Origin of the sequence: Rhodococcus sp. NPDC059969 (assembly GCF_042738325.1) — a bacterium.
Lineage (GTDB): Bacteria > Actinomycetota > Actinomycetes > Mycobacteriales > Mycobacteriaceae > Rhodococcus_F.
In genome coordinates, this window is sequence record NZ_JBHWUF010000001.1 from 774,041 (window position 1) to 797,916 (window position 23,876).

19 protein-coding genes are annotated in these 23,876 nt (G+C 63.5%); 10 read left to right on the top strand and 9 right to left on the bottom strand.

All coding sequences use genetic code 11. From position 1 onward, the window contains the following. Position 1: 1 nt before the first annotated feature. A complete protein-coding gene (locus tag ACFWAD_RS03505; RefSeq protein WP_378530108.1) occupies positions 2-1,054 on the bottom strand; it encodes an NrtA/SsuA/CpmA family ABC transporter substrate-binding protein in 1,053 nt (350 codons plus the stop codon). 247 nt (positions 1,055-1,301) lie between these two features. Here ACFWAD_RS03505 and ACFWAD_RS03510 point away from each other — a divergent pair, with 247 nt between their 5' ends. The 4 genes from ACFWAD_RS03510 (at position 1,302) to ACFWAD_RS03525 (ending at position 4,750) form a co-directional block, all read left to right on the top strand. Continuing rightward, on the top strand, positions 1,302-2,051 hold the full coding sequence (locus ACFWAD_RS03510; protein ID WP_378448482.1) for an IclR family transcriptional regulator: 750 nt from the start codon (positions 1,302-1,304) through the stop codon (positions 2,049-2,051). Between the two features lie 118 nt (positions 2,052-2,169). Then, complete coding sequence (locus tag ACFWAD_RS03515) at positions 2,170-2,640, top strand: NfeD family protein (protein ID WP_378541404.1); 471 nt, start codon at positions 2,170-2,172, stop codon at positions 2,638-2,640. After that, positions 2,637-3,452, top strand: a complete 816-nt coding sequence (locus ACFWAD_RS03520) for a slipin family protein (protein WP_378530110.1) — start codon at positions 2,637-2,639, stop codon at positions 3,450-3,452. Before ACFWAD_RS03515 ends, ACFWAD_RS03520 begins: the two co-directional genes overlap by 4 nt. Positions 3,453-3,511: 59 nt before the next feature. Then, entirely contained in the window at positions 3,512-4,750 is a 1,239-nt protein-coding gene (locus ACFWAD_RS03525) for a DUF222 domain-containing protein (RefSeq protein ID WP_378541406.1), read from the top strand. 82 nt (positions 4,751-4,832) lie between these two features. On the opposite strand, the gene ACFWAD_RS03530 is transcribed toward ACFWAD_RS03525, so the two are convergent. Continuing rightward, a complete protein-coding gene (locus ACFWAD_RS03530) occupies positions 4,833-5,528 on the bottom strand; it encodes a pyridoxamine 5'-phosphate oxidase family protein (RefSeq protein ID WP_378541408.1) in 696 nt (231 codons plus the stop codon). A gap of 82 nt (positions 5,529-5,610) precedes the next feature. Between ACFWAD_RS03530 and ACFWAD_RS03535 the strand changes: the two genes are divergently transcribed. Beyond that, positions 5,611-6,996: a PLP-dependent aminotransferase family protein gene (locus ACFWAD_RS03535; RefSeq protein WP_378448477.1), complete on the top strand. Its 1,386-nt coding sequence runs from the start codon at positions 5,611-5,613 to the stop codon at positions 6,994-6,996. A gap of 59 nt (positions 6,997-7,055) precedes the next feature. Next, positions 7,056-9,173 (top strand): FAD-dependent oxidoreductase, encoded by a 2,118-nt coding sequence (locus ACFWAD_RS03540; protein ID WP_378541410.1) that lies wholly within the window; start codon positions 7,056-7,058, stop codon positions 9,171-9,173. Positions 9,174-9,180: 7 nt separating this feature from the next. On the opposite strand, the gene ACFWAD_RS03545 is transcribed toward ACFWAD_RS03540, so the two are convergent. From ACFWAD_RS03545 to ACFWAD_RS03570, 6 genes are all read right to left on the bottom strand, one after another. Beyond that, positions 9,181-10,239, bottom strand: coding sequence for an isopenicillin N synthase family dioxygenase (locus ACFWAD_RS03545; protein WP_378541412.1), 1,059 nt, complete (start codon positions 10,237-10,239; stop codon positions 9,181-9,183). 169 nt (positions 10,240-10,408) lie between these two features. Then, positions 10,409-11,512 (bottom strand): inositol-3-phosphate synthase, encoded by a 1,104-nt coding sequence (locus ACFWAD_RS03550; protein ID WP_378541414.1) that lies wholly within the window; start codon positions 11,510-11,512, stop codon positions 10,409-10,411. Then, the gene (locus ACFWAD_RS03555; RefSeq protein WP_003946014.1) at positions 11,505-12,068 is read right to left on the bottom strand and encodes a PadR family transcriptional regulator; all 564 of its coding nucleotides are present in this window, start codon (positions 12,066-12,068) and stop codon (positions 11,505-11,507) included. The genes ACFWAD_RS03550 and ACFWAD_RS03555 overlap by 8 nt, the downstream gene beginning before the upstream one ends. A gap of 116 nt (positions 12,069-12,184) precedes the next feature. After that, entirely contained in the window at positions 12,185-12,955 is a 771-nt protein-coding gene (locus tag ACFWAD_RS03560) for a DUF1707 domain-containing protein (protein ID WP_378541416.1), read from the bottom strand. Positions 12,956-12,964: 9 nt separating this feature from the next. Then, positions 12,965-13,786 carry a DUF1707 domain-containing protein gene (locus ACFWAD_RS03565; protein WP_378541418.1) on the bottom strand — a complete coding sequence of 274 codons (822 nt, stop codon included), beginning with the start codon at positions 13,784-13,786 and terminating at the stop codon, positions 12,965-12,967. 9 nt (positions 13,787-13,795) lie between these two features. Beyond that, a complete protein-coding gene (locus ACFWAD_RS03570) occupies positions 13,796-14,635 on the bottom strand; it encodes a DUF1707 domain-containing protein (protein ID WP_378541420.1) in 840 nt (279 codons plus the stop codon). A 128-nt stretch (positions 14,636-14,763) separates the two neighbouring features. On the opposite strand from ACFWAD_RS03570, the gene ACFWAD_RS03575 reads away from it, so the two are divergent. The 3 genes from ACFWAD_RS03575 (at position 14,764) to ACFWAD_RS03585 (ending at position 19,540) form a co-directional block, all read left to right on the top strand. After that, entirely contained in the window at positions 14,764-15,183 is a 420-nt protein-coding gene (locus ACFWAD_RS03575; protein WP_042448217.1) for a DUF5318 family protein, read from the top strand. 592 nt (positions 15,184-15,775) lie between these two features. Next, positions 15,776-17,923, top strand: a complete 2,148-nt coding sequence (locus ACFWAD_RS03580) for a transglycosylase domain-containing protein (protein ID WP_378542900.1) — start codon at positions 15,776-15,778, stop codon at positions 17,921-17,923. Positions 17,924-17,962: 39 nt separating this feature from the next. Continuing rightward, the gene (locus tag ACFWAD_RS03585; protein ID WP_378541422.1) at positions 17,963-19,540 is read left to right on the top strand and encodes a glycosyltransferase family 87 protein; all 1,578 of its coding nucleotides are present in this window, start codon (positions 17,963-17,965) and stop codon (positions 19,538-19,540) included. Positions 19,541-19,542: 2 nt separating this feature from the next. Here the strand turns inward: ACFWAD_RS03585 and ACFWAD_RS03590 are convergent, their stop codons facing one another. Continuing rightward, positions 19,543-19,842 (bottom strand): helix-turn-helix transcriptional regulator, encoded by a 300-nt coding sequence (locus tag ACFWAD_RS03590; protein ID WP_378448469.1) that lies wholly within the window; start codon positions 19,840-19,842, stop codon positions 19,543-19,545. Positions 19,843-20,029: 187 nt separating this feature from the next. On the opposite strand from ACFWAD_RS03590, the gene ACFWAD_RS03595 reads away from it, so the two are divergent. Continuing rightward, on the top strand, positions 20,030-23,872 hold the full coding sequence (locus ACFWAD_RS03595; RefSeq protein WP_378541424.1) for a helix-turn-helix domain-containing protein: 3,843 nt from the start codon (positions 20,030-20,032) through the stop codon (positions 23,870-23,872). The last annotated feature ends 4 nt before the right edge of the window (positions 23,873-23,876 follow it).

Genomic DNA, 23,876 nt, shown 5'->3' on the forward strand with positions numbered 1-23,876 from the left:
GTCACTTCCCCTCGGTGGTGGGCGCTGCCGCTGCCGAACCTGCCACAGCACCCTGGAGGTCGAAGATCACGTCACTGCCCTTGATCGGCTGCTGGATCACCTTGTTCTCGGCGAACAGCGTGGAGATGGATTCGAGGTCGGTGGCATCCGCTGCGGTCGGGTAGCGGAAGTTGGTGATCTGGCCGCCCAGGGTGATCGCGTCGTCGAGTCGCTGTCCGGAGAGAGCACGCGGACCGGTCTGTTCGAAGACGTTCTCGAATGCTGCCGGGTCGGCCTGCTGCTTCGCGGTGAGTTCCTGCGTGACCTCGAGGAACTTCTGGACCACCTCGGGATGTTCTTCGAGAATCGCGGTGCGGCCGGCGATGATGGTGCTGTCCACGGAGTCGATGCTGGCTTCGGTTGCGATCTCGACCGCGCCCTTGGCCTTGGCCTCCTGGTAAGGAATCAGGAACGAAGCCCAGGCGTCGACCTGCCCGGTGGAGAATGCCGACGCGGCGTCTGCTTGTTGCAGCGGAACACGTTCGACGGAATCGATCGGCACTCCGGCCTGTGTCAGGGCCTTGAGCGTGATGTACTCGCCCTTGCCTGCCGGGTTGACGGCAATGCGCTTGCCGGCCAGATCGGCCACGGTCTTGATGCCGGATTCCGGAGTGGCGATGATGCCGGCCTGGTCCTTGTTGTACGGGTCCGACGTCGCAAAGATGCGGACACCCACGTCCTTGGACAGTGCGCCGACGACGGGACTGTACGCACCGGTTTGGATATCGAGTTCGCCGCTGTTGAAAAGTTTGAGGTTGGAGCTGAATCCCGGCGTGGTCTTGACCCATTCGATCTTTGCGCCCAGCGGTGCAAGCGCCTCGTCGTAGGTTCCGTCGCGCTTGCCGACGGCGATGGCACCGGAGTTTCCGGGATCGAAGACCTTGAGTGTGAAGTCTGCGCTGGAATTGCCTGCGGCGCTGTCGGAATCGGAAGACCCACACGCCACCGCCAACCCGGCCAGCGGGATCATGGCGAGCGCAGCGGCAGCTCGTGGCAGTCGGCGGAAGCGGGACATGTATGTGGCTCCTTCAGGCGTTGAATCGTCAGAACTGACGACGATGACGCTATTGGGTGCCAGTCCGTTTTACCCCCGTTTGTTTTCTGGAGATTGGAAATCTTGACAACATCGGAAGTCTGTTTATCTGGGCTTTTGCAGGTCTCCATCTGCATCCTTTCCACCTGATGGAAAGGATGGCCGGACTGCTGGGTCCGTGTTAGCGTCCGATTCTCAGGTCGATCAGGCCACAGCGAAAGGATCGTTCGTGACGGACGCACGCGGCGCGGGAGTTCAGACGGTAACCCGTGCCCTGACCATGCTCACATGTTTTCGCAGTGGCGAAGAACTGGGAGTCTCGGAAGTTGCGCGGCGACAAGAGCTTGCGGTCAGCACCACGCATCGATTACTGCAGTCGCTCGTCGACGCGGGGTTCCTCGAGAAAGACGATGCAACCAGTCGGTATCGCATCGGCGCGGCGCTGGCGGCCTACGGGCAGGTCTCCTACCGGCAGCATCGAATCTATCTGTCCGAGCCTTACTTGGAGCAATTGGCCGCGACGACAGGAGCATCAGCCTCGCTGGCAGTGCGAAGCGGAAGTGAGGTGGTGTTACTCGGTTTCAGCCGGTGGCGTGAGGCCGACGGACACGTGCTGCAGGGTGTTCGCCTTCCCTTGCATGCGAGCGCACTGGGGAAAGCCTTTCTGGCCTGGTCCGATGTCGACGACTCGGAACTCGCTGCCCTGCCACGTGAAGCGACCACCCAGCGTGCGATCACCGATGTTGCCGGTATCCGCCGGGAGTTGGAATTGACCCGCGAGCGCGGTTACGGATTCAACGACGAAGAGTTGACCCCGGATTTCCGGACGATCGGAATTCCGATCGTCGATGGATCAGGCACTGTGCGTTACGCTCTCGGGCTCCGAGGCCCTGTGGAGTTGATGATCGACGAGCGGATTCCGTTCCTCGCGGATCTTGCCAAGGTGACCGCGAGACAGATCGGTGAGGTCCTTCTCTGAATTGATGTGAAAGCGCTTGTGGCAGATCCGGCCGAACGTGATTACCGTTGGAGTCGAGGGCGCGATCGCACAATGGCTACGCGACGTGACCGCGTCCTCGCGAGCATGGAGACGAGTGATGACGACGATCGGTGTCGTTGCCCTGCTGGTGGGTGTCCTGTTGATCGTGGTCGAGGCGCATGCCCCAACCGCGGGGGTGCTCGGTGCGCTGGGGGCTCTTCTGATCGGTGCGGGCGTCTGGATGCTCTTCACGTCCGACGGTATCGGCCAATTGATCGCGATTCCGGTGACGGCGGGGGTTGCGGTGGTCGGCCTGGGCGTAGTGGCGGTAGCGAGCCGAAAAGTGCTTACCGCGCGCCGCGCGCCCGTGCGTACCGGGACCGAGTCGCTTGTCGGCTCCGATGCGACGGTCCGCAGTTGGACCGGTGTGCAGGGTCAGGTCGAGCTGGACGGCGGATTATGGAGTGCTCGAATGGAATTCGGGTACGACGATTCTGCACCTGCCGTAGGCGAATCCGTCGTCGTAGAGCGGGTTCGAGGCCTGACTCTGAAAGTGCGCCGTCGTGAACCGTGGGAGCTGCCGCTATGACCACCGTCCTTGTTGTGTTGTCCGTACTTGTCGTGTTGGCCGCAGTGCTCGCAGGCATGTCGGTGAGGGTCCTGCGTGAGTACGAGCGCGCGGTGGTGTTCCGCCTCGGTCGACTGATCACTTTGAAAGGCCCGGGCCTGGTGATTCTGGTTCCGGCCATTGATCGCATGGAGCGGGTCAGCCTGAGAACCGTGACGCTGAAGATCCCGGTCCAAGAGGTGATCACCCGCGACAACGTTCCGGTGAAGGTCACCGCCGTCACGTACTTCCGGGTTGTCGACGCGGACCGTTCGATAGTCGAGGTCGAGGATTTTCTGGCCGCCACCTCGCAGATCGCCCAGACCACACTGCGCTCGATTCTCGGCAAGGCAGAGCTGGACTCGCTGCTCTCCGAACGTGAACGCCTCAACGAGGACTTGCAGAAGGTCATCGACCAGCAAACCGAACCGTGGGGAGTCAAAGTCACCACCGTGGAAATCAAGGACGTCGAGATTCCAGCCAACATGCAGCGCGCCATCGCCCGGCAAGCTGAGGCTGAACGAGAGCGGCGAGCCAAGATCATCAACGCCGACGCGGAGTTTCAGGCTTCGGCCAAGCTGGCCGAAGCGGCAGAAGTGATCAGCCGCAATCCGACCACCCTGCAACTGCGTTATCTGCAGACGCTTCACGAGATCGGTAGTGAGAACAACTCCACCGTTGTCTTCCCCTTGCCGCTGGATCTTGTCCGACCCTTCATGGGCGGCCGAGTCGAGGCTACTCCCGCGACCCAAGAACCTGCCCGTTTCGCCTGGAATGCGAAAGTTGTTGATTAGCAGCTAGTTTCGTTTCTTCATCTCTTGTGTTCGAAACTGTGTTCGAATACGATTGCTGCATGGACAGTCGGGAAGCATGGCAGCTGGATGGTGAGGACCTCAAGGGTGAGGTTCTGGATCTGGTGGGTGTCCGGCACGAGTTGCAGTCGCGGATGGTGTTGTTGATCGTGGAGATGTTTTCCCGGGAGACTGTGTTCGGGAAGGGTTTTCGGGCGATCGCGCAGTGGTTGCATGGTTCGACAAATTTGGAGATCGGTGAGTGCAGCCTGCTGGTCAGCTTGGCGCGGTTGCTTCTGCTCGAACCTGTTGTCGCCGATGCATTCCACCGAGGTGACGTTGATGCGTTGAAGGCCCGTCAGGTGGCGTCCTTTTGTCAGCATCCACCCAAGAACATGACCCCGGCCGATGTCGACAAGGCCCGCGGGATCCTGCTCGACCTGGCGTCGAAGAACATCGCTGATTGTGATGCGGTGCGGGCGGCGATCCGGCGGATCGAGAAGCAGTACGGCAAACGTGAAGACGGCGTCCCGGTGGGTGAGGATTCGGAGCGTAACGAGTTCTATGCCTCGAAAGGCTTGTACGGGCGCGTGTCGGTGAAGGGCGATCTGGATGCCGTGAACGGGGCACGTCTGATCACGTTGCTGTCGAGTCTGTCGGCTCCGACGCCGGAGAAAGACGGCGTCAAGGACACCCGCACTCCGGCGCTACGGCGCGCGGATGGGTTTTGCGAGTTGTTGCGCCGGTACGAGCGGGCGGGGTTGGGTCCGGTCGAGGGTGGGGTGAAACCGCACATCACGGTGACTGCGTCGGCGAAAGACATGACCGATATGCAGGCTTTGAAGGATCTACTGCCGTCGACGGAGGAACTCGGGTTCGCGTGGACGGATTGGGTGGGCCCGATCAGCATCGATACCGCACGGATGTTGGCGTGCGACTGCACCGTGACCCGAATTCTGTTGGATGAGAACGGTGTTCCGCTCGACTGCGGTAAGGAAGCGAGAACGGCGACGGTACCCCAGCGGCGGGCGTTGGCCGTCCGGGATGGTGGGTGTGCGTTTCCGGGGTGCGGGACTCCATCGGGGTGGTGCGATGCTCACCATATTGTTCACTGGAACGATGGTGGCCCAACAGATCTCGACAATCTGATCTTGTTGTGCGGTCATCACCATCGGACACTGCACCACACCGAATGGAGGGTCGAGATCGGCCCCGATCGAAAAACGGTGTTCTATCCGCCGATGTCGATCGATCCGTTCCAGCATCCGATCGGCGGGAACAGTCCACCCACAGCCGCCTGAACGGGCACAAACTGAAGACGCGAGCACCGGGGCATCACCATGCCCCGGTGCTCGACGTGTGTTGTCGGACTCGCGAGTGGGATCAGACCATCGTCGAGATATGTTCCGGTAGTTCGACGTTGGAGTCGAGATCCTCGGACGGAATTGGTTCACCGAAGCGCGTGGATGCAGGAACTACTCCAGCCCAAACGGTTTCGACACCGATGTCGGCGGCATCGTCACCGGGCCCGCCGGCGCGGGCCTTGACGGAAGCCTCGTACAACGGCAGTGCAAGAACCACGGTAGCCGCCATTTCCTTGCGCGTGTGATCCCGAAGATGCTGGGAACGACCGGGAACCACCTGGTCGACGATCAGATTCAGCGCCTTCACGCGTTCGTCGCCGTCGGTCACGACTCGAGGTGATCCGATGATGACGCCGCTGCGGTAGTTCATCGAGTGGTGGAATCCCGACCGAGCCAACACCAGCCCGTCGAGGATCGTGATGGTGATGCAGATTTCGCTGTCGGGAGCCAAGCTCCGTGAAGCGACTGAACCGTGAACATAGATAGATCCACCGCGGTCGGGGCCGTCGAGGTCGAACCCGTACGCGGTGGGAAACACCATGGGAACTCCGCCGACGGTCACGCCCATATGGCACAGCTTCGCGGACTGCAATACGTCGACGAGGGCTGCTCGTTCCGCGACACCGTGGTGGCGGGCCCGCTTGTGCGTCGTACGGGCTGTCGGGGACAGCGGTGCAATAACTGCTGGGACGGTGAGGACAACGGAATCTGTCATGCAGACAATGTTGCTGGCAAAGTGGCTTCAAGTCATGATCCAATCAGTGGAGACTTCGATAGGCCACTTTGGAAAGGTTCTGATGTTTCTTCCTTCGGCGGTAGCCGTAGTCCTCGACCGGACGGATCGGCGGGCGCTTCCGGTCCAGGTCGCCGACCACCTCAGAGCTGACATCCGCAGTGGTCAGGCGGCGGTCGGTCTGCGGTTACCCAGCTCCCGGAAGCTGGCGTCAGAGCTCGCGGTGGCGCGGGGCGTCGTGGAACGGGCGTATGAGCAGTTGATCGCAGAGGGTTGGCTGGTCGCTGTGCACGGTTCGGGAACCTTCGTTGCCGAGGCACCCTCCCCCGTGGTCACTCCCACGACTACGACCGCGAAGCCCGCCGAGAAGGTGTTGCCCAGGGTGCGGCTTCGGCCCGGTGTGCCGTGGACGCCGCCGCGCGCGTCGGCAGCGTGGCGTCGAGCGTGGCGAGACGTCGGGGCCAAGCCGCCACCATTCGAGGATCCCGATCCCGCGGGTGACTACGAATTACGCTCGGCACTATCGCAATTGCTGGCGAGGGCCCGAGGTATGTCGGTCGAACCCGAGCGAATCCTGATCACCTCGGGTGCCACCCACGGCCTCGGCCTGGCCCTGTCGGCGTTACGCACCAGTGGTGCAGTCCTGGCGATGGAAGATCCTGGATATCGTTACGCATCCTCGGCCGCAACGGCATGCGGATGGTCGTTACTGGACGTGCCGGTTGATGCGCACGGTCTCTGTGTGGACCAACTCGAATCGGCACCGGAGGACGTTCGTGGCGTGTATGTGACACCGTCCCACCAGTATCCGACCGGAGGACTGCTTCCCGTCCGTCGTCGCAATCAGTTGATCGACTTCGCTCGAACCCGCGATGTTGTCCTGTTCGAAGACGACTACGACTCCGAATTCCGCTACGACGTAGCACCTTTGCCTGCGCTTGCGCAGTTGGCTCCGGACCGGGTGGTGTATCTCGGCACGGTTGCCAAGACGCTCGGCGCGGGAATTCGACTGGGCTGGTTGGTAGCTCCTCTCGAATTGGTCGACCGCATAGCAGTACACCGCAAGCGAATCGGCGACTTCCCCTCGGCGCCGCTGCAGCAAGCACTCCTGTCCCTACTCCGTGACGGCGAATGGGATCGGGCGGTGCGCACGGCACGTCGTCGGTACCGCGAACGAGATCGTGCAGTGGAGGAGGCGCTGTCACCGTTCGGCGAACTGCGCGGACTCGGCGCCGGCATGCATACGACGCTCATACTCGACGCGGATCTGGCAGAGGTCGTTGCCCGCGAGGCACTCGAACACGGCGTCGAAGTGCCAACTCTGGTCGAGTCCACCCGAACGCACGGAGACCCCGGCGGATTGGTCATCGGCTACGGGCGGGTGGAATCCGCGGACCTCGAATATGCGCTCGCGGTGATAGCCGAGTGCCTCGCACGTCACAGCGCGTGAAGTCTCGATCATCGGGAGTGCGGCAACGGACGGGCGTCGTCGAGTTCTAGCGTCCACTCGTGACGATCCGAAGCCAGACCTTTCCGCACCTGCTCGCACCAGGCACTATCGGCCCGATGACGGTGCCCAATCGCGTCGTTCTCCCTGCCATGGACATGAATCTGTGTGAAGACGGGGAAATCGAAAAGGGCGACATCGACCACTTCGTGGCGCGCGCGGCCGGTGGAACGGGTCTGATCATCACCGGTTGCTGCGCTGTTGCGTATCCGCTGGGTTGCACCAGTCGCAAGGAACCGGGGCTATCGGAAGACCGGTTCATCCCCGGACTCAAAGCATTGGCCGACGCGGTGCACGACGCGGGCAGCAAGCTCTGCGTGCAGATGACACACCACGGCAAGGTGGCGCGCATCGATACCCTCGACGGCCGACCGCAGTTGGTCCCGTCCACGCCGAAGCCGCCGGGTGACATGAGCGCGATGGCCGATTGCACGCCCGAAGAACTGGGCAAGATGGCTGCCATCAACGAGGGCAAGAGGGCGACCTACCACGAGGCCACCAAGGAAGATCTTGATTGGCTGGTCCGCATGTTCGCCGAGGCTGCCGGACGGGTGAAGGCCGCGGGCGGCGACGCCGTCGAGATTCACTGTGCCCACAACTACGTCCTCGGAGCGTTCCTGAGTCGGTACACGAATCAGCGCAGCGACGAGTACGGAGGTTCCATGGAGAACCGTGCTCGCCTGGCTTGCGAGGTCATTCGGGCGGTCAAGGAGGAGGTCGGCGGTTCGCTGGCCGTCATCGTGCGTCTGGCCGGTCAAGAGTATGGGGAAACCGACGGGCTGACGGTCGGCGAGGCCGCTGCGGCCGCGAAGATGTTCGAACAGGCCGGCGCCGACGCCATCCATGTCACCGGTACCGCGCTGAATGCTTTTGCCAACTTCACCGACGGCCCCCTGCCCGACAAGGTCGGCTACTACACCGACAATGCAACGCGAATCAAGCAGGCGATATCGATCCCCGTGATCACGGTCGGACGTATGCTCCCCGAGGTCGGCGAGAAGATGATCGCGGAAGGTCGCACGGACTTCGCCGCAATGGGCCGTCAGCTTTTGGCCGATCCACAGTTGGTGAACAAACTCAAAGACGGTGCACCCGAGCGGGTTCGGCCTTGCATCAATTGCTACGTCTGCGTGCAGGAGAACTTCTGGGACGAGACGCCGCTGTGCGCTGTCAATCCCGCGCTCGGCAACGAAGCGCTTCTCCCCTTCGTCCGGACCAGCACTCCGAAGCACGTTGTTGTGGTCGGAGCGGGCCCCGGTGGTCTCGAAACGGCTCGCGTGGCCGCTGAACGTGGGCACCGAGTCACGGTGTTGGACAAGTCCGATCGTCTCGGCGGCACCCTGTGGTTTTCGAGCCTCACTACCCCGGACAACGGGCGTCTGCTCAGCTGGTTGAAAGTGGAAATCGAGCGTCTCGGTGTCGATGTTCGACTGAAGACCGAAGCCTCGGTCGCCTCGATCCGGGCACTGAACCCCGACGCCGTAGTCGTGGCCACCGGTGCAGTCCGTGAGCGGCCGAGTGTTCCGGGCGGCGATCTCCCGCACGTACATACCGGTGACTCGTTGCGCGCCTTGATGACCGGCGCCGGCGACGTCTCACAGGTACCGGCGTTCCTGCGGACGATGGCCAAGTTGGGCAAGCTGTCCGGTATCACCAAGAGTCCCGCGGCGATCCGAGCTGTGACTCGTAAATTCCTGCCCATGGGCAAGGACGTCGTGGTGATCGGTGGTTCGCTTGTCGGACTCGAGCTTGCGGAGTTCCTGGCCGAGCGCGGTCGCAATGTGACGCTGATCGAAGAAGGCCAGCAGTTGGGCATTCCGATGGCGATGCCGCGCCGCTGGACGGCTGTGCGTCACGCCAAGCATGTCGGTGTGAACATTCACCGCAATTCAACGGTGCAGCGAATCACCAAGGAGCACGTCGAATTCCGTTCCGGTGACGCGACACTGACAGCTTCGGCCGACATGGTTGTCGTCGCGTCGGGTGTGTCGGCGCAGGCGCCACTGGCCGACGCTCTGATCGGCGTCGTCTCCGACGTGCATGTCGTTGGTGACGCGGTGAACGTCGACTACATCGAAGGTGCGATGCACACGGCGTGGAAAGTTGCGATGGACCTGTAGTTCAGCTTCAGGTAGCGCTTTGTGCCGCAACGATATCCGGCCACCATCGGGCCGCGACATCAGGATGCGCGCGTAGTCGACTCTTGAGGGCGTTCGCCCCGTAGGAATCGTGGATCGGGTTGTTCGCGTCCACGGTGACGCCGGTGGCGCGCGCCGCCAACTCGGGCGGTAGGTCGAACTCCGGGATCTGTGCTGCGTAGTTCGGGTTGAAGAAGAACGGCACCGAGATGCGTTCGCCGTCGCCTTCGGGTGAAATTACCCGGTGCACAGTCGCTTTCAAGTATCCGCCGGTTGCCACCTCGAGCAGTTCACCGATGTTGACCACTAGTGCCCCGTCGATCGGCGGTGCGTCGATCCAGTCGCCGTCGTGCTCGACCTGCAGACCACCCTTGCCTGGTTCGACATAGAGCAGTGTCAGCACGCCCGCGTCCTTGTGCCCGCCGACGCCCTGGGAGCCGGCACCTTCCGGGCGTCCGGGGTAACGAACCACTTTGATGAGGATCGACGGATCGTGAGCGAACGCGTCGTCGAAGATGTTTGCGTCCTGCCCCAGCGCTACCGCCCATTCGCGCAAGAGGCTCAACGCGATCGAGGTGAGCGTGTCGTTCCACTCGGTGATGACGTCGCGAAGTTCGGGAAGGGCGTCGGGCCACTGGTTCGGCCCCTGCAGGATCTCCCAGGCCGGTGAGGTGTCGGTGCGCTCGGCGGCGGGCTGTTCGGCGCCGATGTCGATCTGCTCGCGCCAGTCCTGCTTGCCTTCGGTCAGTTCGCCGCCGAGCCTGGTGTACCCACGGAAGTGCGGGCTGCGGACGTTCTCGATCGCGAGCTTCTCGGCAGTCGGAAGCGCGAAGAACTCGCGGGCGACGTCGAGGAGGCGTCGCTGCAGGTCGTCGGGAATTCCGTGGCCGACAAGATAGAAGAATCCGACCTCGTGGGTGGCCTCGCGGAGTTGCGTGCGGAACTGCTCGGCGGTGTCGGGATTCTGCGCCAGCGACAGATCGAGCACTGGTAGCGACGTAATCGACATGGGGTCCTCGATCCGTGTGATGGTTCTGATGTCCATCATTCCACGCTGATCGGCACACGGACCCGCGCGGCGATTCAGCAGCCGCAGGCGTGATTACCCGCGCGGATGCGGAAACACCCTGCGGATAACAGAATCGGGGCCTTGCGCCGTTGGCGCAAGACCCCGAATCAGCGTGAGCCTAAATAAGCTTCGTCGGCCCGGCGTAGACCTACGCTTCGTCAGCGCCGATGATGAAAGCCTCGAGCTCGATGCGAGCTTTGTCGTCAGCCATCTGGACCGGCGGGGACTTCATCAGGTAAGCGGAAGCCGGGTAGACCGGTCCACCGATGCCGCGGTCCTTGGCGATCTTGGCTGCGCGGACGGCGTCGATGATGATGCCGGCAGAGTTGGGCGAATCCCAGACCTCGAGCTTGTACTCCAGGTTCAGGGGAGCGTCACCGAAGGCACGGCCTTCGAGGCGGACGTATGCCCACTTGCGGTCGTCGAGCCACTCCACGTAGTCCGAGGGACCGATGTGGACGTTGCGGTCGTGAACCTTGCCGGCGAGCGCACCGGTCAGGTTGGACGTCACGGCCTGCGTCTTGGAAACCTTCTTGGACTCCAGGCGATCACGCTCGAGCATGTTCTTGAAGTCCATGTTTCCACCGACGTTGAGCTGGTAGGTGCGGTCCAGCACGACGCCGCGGTCTTCGAACAGCTTCGCCATCACGCGGTGGGTGATGGTGGCGCCGACCTGGCTCTTGATGTCGTCACCGACGATCGGAACGCCGGCGTCCTTGAACTTGGCAGCCCACTCCGGGTCGGAAGCGATGAAGACGGGCAGGGCGTTGACGAATGCAACGCCTGCGTCGATTGCGCACTGTGCGTAGAACTTGTCAGCGTCGTCGGAACCGACGGGCAGGTAGGAGACGAGGACGTCGACCTTGGCGTCCTTGAGTGCCTTGACGACGTCGACAGGCTCGGCGTCGGACAGTTCGATGGTCTCGGCGTAGTACTTGCCGATGCCGTCGAGGGTCGGGCCACGCTGAACGGGAACGTCCAGCGGCGGGACGTCGGCGATCTTGATGGTGTTGTTCTCGCTCGCGAGGATCGCCTCGGAGAGGTCGAAGCCGACCTTCTTGGCGTCGACGTCGAACGCAGCGACGAACTGCACGTCGCGGACGTGGTACTTACCGAACTTGACGTGCATGAGGCCGGGGACCGTCTGGGTCTCGTCGGCATCCTTGTAGTAGTGGACGCCCTGAACCAGGGACGAGGCGCAGTTACCCACGCCCACAATGGCTACGCGCACCGCGGTGCTGTTCTCACCCATGGTCGGGTTCTCCTTCTTTCCGGGATGTTCCTGTTGTCGATTGCTCGGCTGCGATCAATTCGTTGAGCCAACGCACTTCGCGTTCACTCGATTCGAGTCCGAGCTGATGGAGCTGACGGGTATAGCGGTCCAGCGATCCGCTGGCCCGACCGACGGCCTCGCGGAGCCCCTCGCGGCGCTCCTCGACCTGACGTCGCCTGCCTTCGAGAATCCGCATCCGCGCTTCTGCGGGGGTGCGGCTGAAGAAGGCGAGGTGAACGCCGAAACCGTCGTCGGTGTAGTTCTGCGGCCCGGTGTCGGCGACCAGTTCGGTGAACCGTTGCCGACCTTCCGGAGTGAGCTGGTAGACGCGACGCGCCCGACGCTTGAGAGTGCCGGTGGCAGTGTCGACGTCTTCCGAGATCAATCCGTCGGCTTGCATGCGCCGCAGTGCCGGGTACAGCGATCCGTACGAGAACGCGCGGAATGCGCCGAGCAGACCAGTGAGCCGCTTACGCAGCTCGTATCCGTGCATCGGTGACTCGAGGAGCAGCCCGAGGATTGCGAGTTCGAGCAACTGACAAACCTCCCGAGTCGTTGAACCTAACCGCTTGATGCGATAACCAACTATATCGCGCCGATATATAAAACCACACTGCGGCCCGATACGTGTACCAAGGTGTCACGGCTAGATCAGGGCTTGAACGGGTAAATCGACATGATTTCGCCGTCGAGGGCAGCGGTCAGGTACCCGCTCTCGTCGAGGTCGTTGCCGACGTGAATCTGGATGGTCGGAACATTTTCGGTGCTGTCGACCGAGACGTATCGAGTGGTCGGATTTTGCACCGACGTCGTTGTTCCGGCGCCGTCGAGCAGGGCGATCACGATGCGAGGATCGAGCTGTGTGACGTCGATCTGTGCCACGTCGGGTTCGCGCGATCCTCCTGAAGTCGTGTCCTCGAGATCGCCTCGGTAGTAGCTGTCCAGGCTCTTGCGCGGCGCGGCAGGATCGGCGCGTGTTACGCGTGCATAAGTGGGATAGATGGTCATCTCGTCGACCAGTCCGCTGCCGTACTCCGTTTCGATGGCACGGAACATCGCACCCAGGCCGTCGACGGTGTGCAACTGTGGCTCGGGGCTGGAGAAGATCGTGACGTCGGACGCGGCGTATTTGATTCCGAAACCGATAGCCGAGACCAGTGACAGAGCGATGATCACAACGGCGATCCAACGCGTGTCCAGCGAAGGTTCTTTCCGAAGAACGGGTAGCGACGCCTCGGTCTGCAGATCGAACGTCAATTCTTCGAGATCGCCGAGAGTGACTGCAACCGCGGCGAGTTCGGTCAATTCGTCGTGCTCGGCCGCGGTGAGTTGCCCGTCGGCGAAGGCGGAGTCCAGCACTGCGCAGGTGGCCTCGCGGTCGGCGTCGCGAGCACGGGTGGTCCGGGTCAGATCGTTCGGCATGTCCGAGGCCTATCGAGGAGTGAAGGGAGACAAGCGGATCGGGCGGCCATCCGGGGTCAGCTCCATCGAGCCGCTCGCGCCGAGTTCGTTGTCCACGTAGATGGAAATACGTGGATCTTGGCCCGACGAACTCATGCTGATGTGTGAGACCTTGGCGTCGGGGACGTTGAGATTGGCGGACGCTCCGGCCAGGTATCCGGCGAGTTTGTCGATGTCGACCGAGGCGAGGTCGAAGGTAGTCGTGCTGGCCGCCCGGGTCGACGTGCTGTCGCCTGGTGTGAAACCGCCTCGAAAGTCGATGTCCTCCTCCAGATTCGGCGAGACAGCGGCGGCGCGAGTGACGCTTGCATGGCCGTCGTAGAAGTTGGCGGAATCGATCAGCGTCGTGCCGTACTTGGCGCTGTATCTGGTGATGAATTCCCCGATCCCGCTTGCAGTGACCGTGTTCAGCGTCGAACTCACAATGGGGGCAAGCGGTCCGACCGGTTCGGCTGCAGCCGGTGGAGGCGGTGGGGGTGAATCGTCGGCGGACAAGGTGAGGAACCCGATCATGCCCGCGAAGACAACCGAAGCGGCCGCGAGGTACCAGATCTTGTCGATACGACGAACTTTGGCGACGGCGTTACGCAGCGTCGCTTTCTGCAGATCGCGGACCAGCAGATCGAGCTGGCCGAGAGTGGTCGCGGTCATGGCCGATGCCGTTCGGTTCGCATGCTCGTCCGCCGTGATCTGTCCGTCGGACAGGGCGGAGTCGAGAACGGCGCAGGTGTCGGAACGGTCGACGTCGCGCGCGCGGGTGCGCGTAGAGGTAGTAGTCGGGGACCCACTCACCGGCTCACCCTAGCTCCCGTACGGGTAGGAACGAGAGATCTCGCCCCATGGCGTGACTTCGATGCGTCCTTGGTGACCGAGTCCGTTCTCCGCATAGATCGCGATCTCCGGGACGCCGTAGTTCGCATCCATGATCAAGTGCGTGATCGCGGCGTTCGAAACGTTGACATAGCCGCCGATGTTCGCCATGTACGGCGCGAGTTTGTCGATCTGGATGGAACCGAGGTCGAAGGTCGGCTGGCCAGTTCGCCGCGGAGTGGATGTCACATCCCGCTCGAAGCCGTCGCGAAAACTGATGGACTCGGTGAGAGCGGGAGCGTCGGGGGCCGCCCGGCTCACCGAGGAGTAGTCACCGTGGAAGCTGGCGCCGTCGACGAACATGTCGCCGAACTCTTCTCGATACCTCTCGATGAATGCGCCGATTCCTTCCGGCGTCAACGTGTCGATGTGTGCGATCAGGATCGGTTCGACGGTCGGCTCCGGCGCCGGAGTGGTGGTCGGCAACGGCGGCGCGAGCGAAGTAGTGCTGGCATAACTGGCAGTGATGTCTTCCGAGGGCGTCAATGGTGAGCGACTCCACGCCACTGCGGCGATCGCGCCGACGACGATCAGAGCGGCAGCGCCGAGGTACCCGGCCTTTCGTGTCGTCGACGTGCGAGGCGCCGTTCTGGTCTCGATCTTCGGCACCTGCAGATCGTTGACCAGGCGTGCGAGCGCGAGCAGGGTCTTCGCGGACTTCGCCTTCTCGGTCCGTTCGAAGTAGTCCTCCGCGCTCAACTGCCCTTCGGCGTATGCAGCTTCCAACACATTGCACGTTTCGACGCGATCGAGATCACGAGCACGCGTCATCGGAGAACGGGAAGACTTCACAGGAAGTGATCGTAATGGCTGGTCGCCGTACCCCCAGGCCCCGAAATGTGTTCATCGTGACCCTCCCGAACCGTCCGTCGCGGCGCGGACGCACGTACGCTGGTCAGGTGCGGATACAGCGGCAAGTTGTGGACTACGCGCTCGCGCGTCGGTCTGTGCTGGCCGAAGTGTCTGCGGGTAGGACCGACGTCAAGCAAGTGTGTGACGCCGATCCGTACCTACTCAGAGCCGCGAAGTTCCACGGCCGGGGCAGCGACGTCGTCTGCCCCATCTGCCGCAAGGAACAGTTGACGCTCGTGTCCTGGGTGTTCGGCGACAAGCTCGGCCAAGTTTCGGGATCCGCTCGAACCTCGGACGAGCTCGCTCGGCTTGCGGAAACAGCAGAGGAGTTCACGGTGCACGTTGTAGAGGTGTGCCGTACCTGCAGTTGGAACCACTTGGTGCAGTCCTATGTGCTCGGCGCAGTACCTGCGCCGCCGCGACCGCGGCGAGCACGCCCACCAAGCCGGCGCACCGCCAGCGAGTAACGCCACACCCGAAGAAGGGCCCGATCGAAGTCTGCACGTGATCGGTCCGTGACCACTGGAGATTTGATTCGTGAGTTCCCCCAGCAACAACAACCCGGGAGGCAACAACCCGGGTGGCCGTCCCGTCGGTCCCAACCGCCCCGCCGGACCTCCTCAGGGTCGTCCGCCGCAGGGACGTCCCATGGGTCCACCACCGCAGGGTCCGCCGCCCCAGGGTCGGCCTCCGATGGGCCCACCCCCTCAGGGTCGTCCGCCGCAAGGTCGCCCGATGGGACCCCCGCCGCAGGGTCGTCCGCCGCAAGGCCGACCTTCCGGCCCGCCTCCTCAGGGCCGTCCCGCCGGACCCCCGCCGCAGGGTCGTCCGTCGCAGGGGCGACCTTCCGGCCCGCCGCCACAGGATCGCGCGGGACGGGATCGCGCCGCTGGCGCTCAGGGAAACGAACCGACCCAGCGCGTCGCAGCAGCAGCAGCGACCACTCGTACCAACGCGGGCACCCGCCCGCCGGTCGGACCTCCTCCGACGAAGCCGCCGACAGGTGGCTCCGGTGGCGGTGGCAATGACGGACAACCCCCGAAGGGAAGAAAGAGCACCGTGAAGAAGAAGTCCAAGTGGCGCACAGTTCGCCGCTCGGCCTACGTCTTGGTGGCGCTCGGTCTTGTTCTGCCCGTTCTTGCCTTCATGGCCGCGTACATCGTGCAGGACGTCCCCAAGCCCGGTGACCTCAAGACCAACCAGGTGGCGACGGTCTTTGCCGCCGACGGGACCACGGTGATCAGCACCGTCGTCCCGCCCGACGGTAACCGCGTCGAGGTCTCGCTCGATCAGGTGCCGATGCACGTTCGTAACGCCGTTCTGGCCGCGGAAGACCGCGACTTCTACTCGAACCCCGGCTTCTCGATCTCCGGTTTCGCACGCGCAGCCCGAGACAACGTTCTCGGTCGCGACAGCGCGGGTGGTGGCTCGACCATCACGCAGCAGTACGTGAAGAAGGCGCTGGTCGGCTCGGAGCGTTCGCTGACGCGAAAGATGAAGGAACTCGTTCTCTCCTCGAAGATGGCCAACGAGTGGTCCAAGGACGACATTCTCGCCGCATACCTGAACACCATCTACTTCGGTCGTGGTGCGTACGGAATCGAAGCCGCCTCCAAGGCCTACTTCGGTAAGCCCGTCGACCAGCTGTCCATCGAGGAAGGCGCCGTCCTGGCGTCGTCGATTCAGCTTCCGTCGCTCCTCGATCCCGAAACCAACCCGACCGGTGCCAAGTCTCGTTGGAACTACGTGCTCGACGGCATGGTGTCCGCCGGCACGCTGGATCAGGCTGCGCGCACGCCGATGCAGTACCCCGGTTACATCCCGCTCGCCCAGGTCGACAACAGCAGCCAGGGCTCGACCGGCCCCGAGGGCCTGATCAAGCGACAGGTGCTCAAGGAGATCGGCGACGCCGGAATCAGCGAGCAGTTGCTCAACACCGAGGGTCTGCAGATCACCACGACCATCGACCCGCAGGCGCAAGCCGCAGCGGTCGAGGCAGCGCGTTCCAACATGAAGGGTGAGCCGGAGAATCTGCGCACCGCAGTGGTCTCGGTCGACCCGAAGACCGGAGCGGTCAAGGCGTACTACGGCGGTGAGGACGGCGCGGGATACGACTTCGCGAATGCCGGACTTCAGACCGGTTCCTCGTTCAAGGTGTTCGGTCTCGCAGCCGCCCTGGATCAGGGAATTCCGCTCTCGCAGATGTACGACAGCTCGCCGCTGACCGTCAACGGCATCTCCATCGGCAACGTCGAAGGTGAAAGCTGCGGCACCTGCACCATCGCCGAAGCACTCAAGCGTTCGCTGAACACCAGCTTCTACCGTCAGATGCTCAGCCTCGACGGCAACGGCCCGCAGGCAATCGCGGACATCGCTCACAAGGCAGGTATCCCGAAGGACATCCCGGGCGTCGGCCCGTCGCTCACCGAGGGTGACGGTTCCGGTCCCAATAACGGCATCGTGCTCGGCCAGTACCAGGCCCGCGTGCTCGACATGGCGTCGTCGTACGCGACGCTCGCCGCGTCCGGTACTTATCACGCACCGCACTTCGTACAGAAGGTCGTCGCGGCCGACGGCACCGTGCTGCTGGACCGCGGCGCACCCGCGGGTGAGGACCGCATCGACGCTGCCGTGGCGGACAACGTGACGGCTGCGATGCAGCCGATCGCGGCGTACTCACGCGGTCACAACCTGGCCGGCGGACGTCTGTCGGCGTCGAAGACAGGCACCGCGCAGCTCGGTGACACCGGAGCCAACAAGGACGCGTGGATGGTCGGCTACACGCCGTCACTCTCGACCGCGGTCTGGGTCGGAACGCCCGACGGTGAAGCGATCACCAATTCCGGTGGCGCGATGATCTACGGCTCGGGTCTGCCTTCGGACATCTGGAAGGACACGATGGACGGCGCCCTCGACGGCACCGACAACGAGAAGTTCCCGACGCCGGGCAAGATCAACGGCCAAGCCGGTGGTGTTCCGGAGTACACGGCTCCCGCACCGCCCAAGACGTCGGCGCCGCCGACCACCACACCGACGACGACGGAAACCACTCCGCCGCCTGTGGTGACGACGACGCAGGTCGAGGTTCTGCCGGGCATCACCATCCCGATTCCTGGCATCTCCCGGCCGACGACAACCACGCCGCAGGTACCAGGGGCAGGCGAGACCACCGAGGAAGAACCGGCAGGTGTGAGCCCCGGCCAGTAGTTGGAGGGTGGTCGGTTCGAAAGACGGTAACCTCGCGGAGTGGCCGCGAATGCTGATGATGCCGAACCGACCTCCCCCGCTCCGCTGGCCGAAGATCTTCGTTCGGCGGATTGGCGGGACGTTCCCAGTCGCAACGATGCGTTGGTGTCTGCGCTGTCGGGAACCGTCGGAGGTCCGGTAGGTCGTCACGCACTGATCGGACGCACCCGCTTCTTCACACCGATGCGAGTGATCCTCCTGCTCGCCGTGGTGTTCTTGGCTTTCGGCTGGTTCGCGAAGGCCGGTTGTATTCAGCAGTCGCCGGTCGGCGAGAGCGGGCAGGTCGGCCTCGACTGGAGCGGCAGCCGTCAGTACGTGGCGATGTGTTACTCCGACACCGTTCCGCTGTACGGAGCCGAACGCCTCGATCAGGGCGCCTTCCCGTACAAGACGTCGTGGGAAGAAGTGCGCGGCGACGGTTCGATCCAGATGCGGTACATGGAGTATCCGGTCATCTCGGGGCTCTATCAGTACGGTGCGATGAAGGTCGCCAAGGCGTGGGATTCGATCACCTGGCTGCCGGGCGCGATTCAGGTGGCGCTCTATTTCAACGTCGTCGCCTTCGGGTTGGCGTTGGCGTGGCTGGTGACCGTGTGGGCGAGCACCCTGCTGGCCGGACGACGAGTGTGGGACGGCGCGCTGATCGCCTGTTCCCCCTTGGTGATCGTGCACGTGTTCACGAACTTCGATCCGCTGGCGACGGCGTTCGCGGCCGGCGGGTTGTTGGCGTGGGCACGCAAGCGTCCGGTACTCGCGGGAATTCTGCTCGGCCTCGGCGGCGCCGCGAAGCTCTACCCGCTGCTCCTACTCGGACCGCTTTTCGTCTTGTGTCTGCGTGCGGGCAAGACGCGGGACTGGCTGGTGACCGCTCTCAGCGCCGTCGCGGCCTGGCTTGCGGTGAACCTGCCGATCGCCGCGCTGTACCCCCACGGTTGGTACGAGTTCTTCCGTCTCAACTCCGAGCGCGGGGCTGATCCGGATTCCCTCTACAACGTGATCGCGTCGTTCACGTCGTGGAAGGGCCTCGACGGTCCCCTCGCGCAAGGTGAGTCGCCGTCGAATCTCAACGCCGTCTCTCTGCTGCTGTTTGTCGCGGTCTGCATCGGTGTCGGCTACGTCGCCCTGACGGCGCAGCGTCGTCCGCGCGTAGCGCAATTGTGCTTCTTGCTCGTCGCGGGCTTCCTGCTGACGAACAAGGTGTGGAGCCCGCAGTATTCGCTGTGGCTGGTGCCGCTGGCCGTGTTGGCGTTGCCGCACCGCAGGCTGTTGCTTGCGTGGATGACCATCGACGCCCTGGTCTGGGTTCCACGAATGATGTATTACCTCGGGGTGTCCAACAAGGGTCTGCCGGAGCAGTGGTTCACCGGAACCGTCGTGATCCGGGACATCGCGGTGCTGGTTCTGTGCGCGCTGGTGCTGCGGCAGATCTACCGGCCGTCGGAAGACCTCGTGCGATACGGGTTCATCGACGATCCGGCGGGCGGTGTTCTCGACCAGGCGCCGGACAAACAGCCGGCCTGGCTACCCGGTTGGTTGAAGCCGTCCAAGGCGAAGGAACCGGAACCCGTCACAGTCTGAGGTCACCACTCGTCGAGGGTGGTGTACCCGTCCTGAACCGCGCGGGCGAACAACGCTGCCTTCGTGGGAGCCGGCCGCCCGACGTCGCTGTACTTCGTGCGGATCCGAGTGATGTGTGTGTTCACGGTGCTGACGCGAAGGCCGAGTGTCTCGGCGACCTCGGACTTGGAATCCGAACGAAGCCAGGCGAGAAGGACTTCGATCTCGCGGACGCTCAGCTTCGGCTTGTGCTTGCCGTGCTTGGGGTTGCCGACTCGGGACACGTTTGCCTCGATCTTCGAAGAAATGCCGATTGCAGACATGCGAGTAGCGCCTTTCGACGGAGGGGATAGGCGTCGACTGCCGTATTTGCAGAAGGGCTGCTGACTTCGGGCGCGACTGAGATCGAGTATTTCGATGGCGGCGTCTCAGTGGAACCGTCGCAACTCTCTCGATACAGAGTCCATACACCAGACAAATCCCCTACCTGCTCCGATAGAGTGCCTCGCTATGAACTCGAAGGCGGAAGCCGGTACGCACAATCAGGTTGATCCCGCCCAAATCGAGTCGCGTGGTCAGTTTGCTGAGGCGCTCACCGCTCTGCGGAATGCGGCCGGGCTGACGGTTCGCGAAGCCGTCGAGCGGTCGGGAGGTTTGCACGGAACTGTCAGCGGATGGTTTGCCGGCCAACACCTGCCGACGCCGGCGAGTACCCCGATGTTTTTTGCGCTCCTCGAGGCCTGCGGCGTCGATTCCGACGACGAACGGCAGAGCTGGATCAGTGCGGTGCAACGAGTGAGACAGTTGACGGCCAGACGACGCGGCGACGCCACCGTTCCGTATCGAGGACTCGAATCGTTCCGGCAGGAGGACGCCGAGTGGTTCTTCGGTCGAGACGAATTCACTGCCAATTTGGCGGAGCGGGTGGCGTCGGCGATACAGGGTGAACGTCGCCGTCAGTTCATGGTGATCGGTGCTTCCGGCTCGGGTAAGTCGTCGTTGCTGCGGGCCGGGCTCGCCCCCAAGATCGCCGGAGACGATCCACGGTTCGACGGCTGGCGGGTGGAAATCTTGCAGCCGGGCGCCGGCACAATCCCGTCGTCGATTTCAGACGAACCAACGGTCTTGATCCTCGACCAGTTCGAGGAACTGTGGACGCAGTGCGACGGTGATCGTCGCGAGGAAATACTGCAGACTCTCGCGGAACTCGGTGAGAACACCATTGTCGTCATCGGCATGCGCGCCGACTTCTACGGGCTCGCGGCGAAGGAACCGCTTTTGGTGCCACTGCTCGACGACTCGCCGATGGTGGTCGGGCCGCTGACCGAAGAGCAGTTGCGCGAAGTGATCGTCGAGCCGGCGGTCAAGGCCGGGATGACCGTGCAGAGCGAATTGGTCCAGGTTCTGGTCGGCGAGCTGACACCACGCGGCTCGCGCACGGCCAGCGACCCCGGCGCTTTGCCATTGTTGTCGCACGCACTGCTGGGGACCTGGCAACGGTCGACGCGTAAGACGCTGACCGTCTCGGACTATTACGCCACCGACGGGATCGCCGGAGCTGTCCAGCAGAGCGCCGAGGAAGTGTACGGCGAACTGACGGAGCGGCAGCAACAGTTGGCGCGCAGGATCTTCCTGCGCTTGGTCAACGTCGACGAAGTGACGCAGACGCGTCGGCGCGCACCGCGCACCGAACTCTTCCTCGGTGACGACGTCGACGACGTGAACACCGTCATCGACCGGTTCGCCTTGCGGCGACTTCTCACCGTCGACGAGGAGACCGTCGAGGTTTCGCACGAGGTGTTGCTGTCGGCGTGGAGTCGGCTTCGCGATTGGATCGACTCGGACCGCGCCGGCCTGGCAGTGCATCGCCGGTTCACCTACGCGGCGCAGGTGTGGGAGGACAGTGGACGCGACCCCGGCGCACTGCTCGGACCCGCCCGTCTACATCTGACGGAAGAATGGCTGCGTTCGGGCGAGCTCGGTCTCCCACTTGAACCGAGCCAGACTCGCTCCGCCGACCTCAACGCCACCGAGCGGGAGTACCTCGCCGCGAGCATCGAGCATCGTGATCAGCAGGAATTTGCCGATCGCCGACGCACACGCGTGCTGAGACGACTCGTGACTGCGCTGGCGGCTGCGTCGGTGATCGCTCTGGTGTTGGCGGTGGTCGCCACCGTCGCCGGTATCGGTGCGAATCGCCAACGTGTCCAAGCAGATACCGCGCGCGACGAGGCGATGTCGCGTCAGGTGGCCACCGAGTCGATCAGGATGCGTGAGCGAGATCCGTCGCTGGCGTCGCAGCTTGCTCTGGCGGCATTTGCGGTCAACGAGACGACCGAAGCCCGCTCGGCATTGCTGGATGCGTCCGGCGTTCATTCGGCTACCCGCATCATCGGACCACCCGGCGCGATGAAGGCCCGGATCAACCCAGCCGGAACTGTTGTGGCGGTTGGTGGTTCGGACGGAAAGGTCAGGTTGTATCCGATGGTGGATGGTGTGGCCTCAGCCGTTCCGCAGGCGGAGTTCCTCGGAGTCGCGGAGGGCACGGCTCTCTTTGCTGTCGCCTACAGCCCGGACGGCCGACTGCTTGCCGCCGGTGGTGCCGGCGGCGCTGCACTCTGGGACGTGTCGGATCCGAAGAATCCGGTACGTGGAACACTTCCCGTCGACGGTGAACGCGTAGTGCAGGACATGGAGTTCAGTCCAGATGGGACCAAACTGGTCGCCGGTACCTCGACGCCCGACGTCCTGCGATGGAACATCGACACCTCCACGAATGCCGTTGCTTTGCCTGCTCTTCCGCACCCAGCTGACGGCATCGTCACCGCGACGTTCAGCCCCGACGGACGTTTCCTCGTGGCGGGCGGGCGTCAAGCCACACTGCGCGTGTGGGACGTCGCGAAGTGGGGTGAGGAATCGGCGCCGATCTTCGCAACCGAGCCGAACGGCACCACCGTCCACTACCTCGGCGTCGCCTTCAGTCCGGACGGACGTGAGCTTGCGGCGGGAACCACTGGCCGAGAGGTGGTTCGGTGGGACATGAGCGATCCGGCGCACCCTGCTCCCCTCCCTGCGCTGACGGGTTTCTCCAGTTACGTCAACGAACTGAACTACGGCAAAGATGGAACACGCCTTGCTGCAGGGAGTTCCGACAACTCCGTGCGCGTATGGGACCCCCGAACCGGGGCGTTAATCGAAACACTTCCGGACAGTGGGGCGGTGACCACCGTCGACTTCAGCGACGACGGCCGCAACCTGGTCACCGGGGGACTCAACGGTGTGACTCGCGTGTGGGCTCTACCGGGTCCGGTCTGGGCGGGAGCTCGGGACACGATATTCACCAGTCCCTTTGCTGCGGACGGCTCGCGTCTGGTGGCCGGCGTCGGCGCCAGGGGTGGCGCGATGTTGGCGTGGAACACCGAGGATCTCGATCGCCCCGCGATAATGCCCGAGTTGAAACCGCAAGGGGCCGACTCTTTCAGCGGAGCATCGGCGGTGTCGACAGACGGGAACCTGGCCGTGAGCGGCACCGGCGGCGGCGGTGCCTATCTCTGGGACCTGAGGGATCCGGCGTCGCCACGGATCTACAGCGAACCTGCGGTATATGTGAAGGGCATCGTGGCGGTTGTCGCGCTGAATCCCGGCGGAGATCTGCTGGCAGTGTCCTCGCAGGACGACAACAGTGTGGCCTTGGTCGATGTCTCCGATCCGTCGGCCCCGAAACTGTTGTCGTTGACCGATGTCGGCTCTTACCCGCAGATGATGGCATTTCAACCGGGTGCCGACATTCTGGCGATCGCGAACGCCAAGAATGACGTTGATCTGTGGGACGTGTCGAACCCAGCGTCGCCCAGGGTGGCGGCAACGGTGGGCGGGTTCCAAAGTTACGCACTAGCAGTGTCTTTCAGTGCCGACGGAACTCTGTTGGCCGCTGGAAGCGCGGATCACGGTGTCGCCGTCTGGGACGTACGCACACCGTCGGCGCCCGAGGAACTCGCTCGTCTTCTCGGCCCAGAGGGCGCAATCTATTCGATCTCGTTCAACCGCGCCGGTGATCGGCTCGCTGCCGGCGTCGGAGACGGAACCGTGTGGCTGTGGGACATCGAAACGCCTCCACGGCCAACACGGTTTGCGACGCTGTCCGCCTACCCGGGTCGCGTCAACGACGCTCAGTTCGCCGGTGAGAGTGACATGATCGCGGGCAGCGGGTCGGACAAGACGGTTCGCTTGTGGGGGATCGATCCAGGCAGCGTCGTCGATCGATTGTGCCGCACCGCAGGATCTCCCATCACGGAAGCCGAATGGGAGCGTTATCTGCCCGGTGTTCCCTACCAGGATCCGTGCGCCGGCTGAAGCG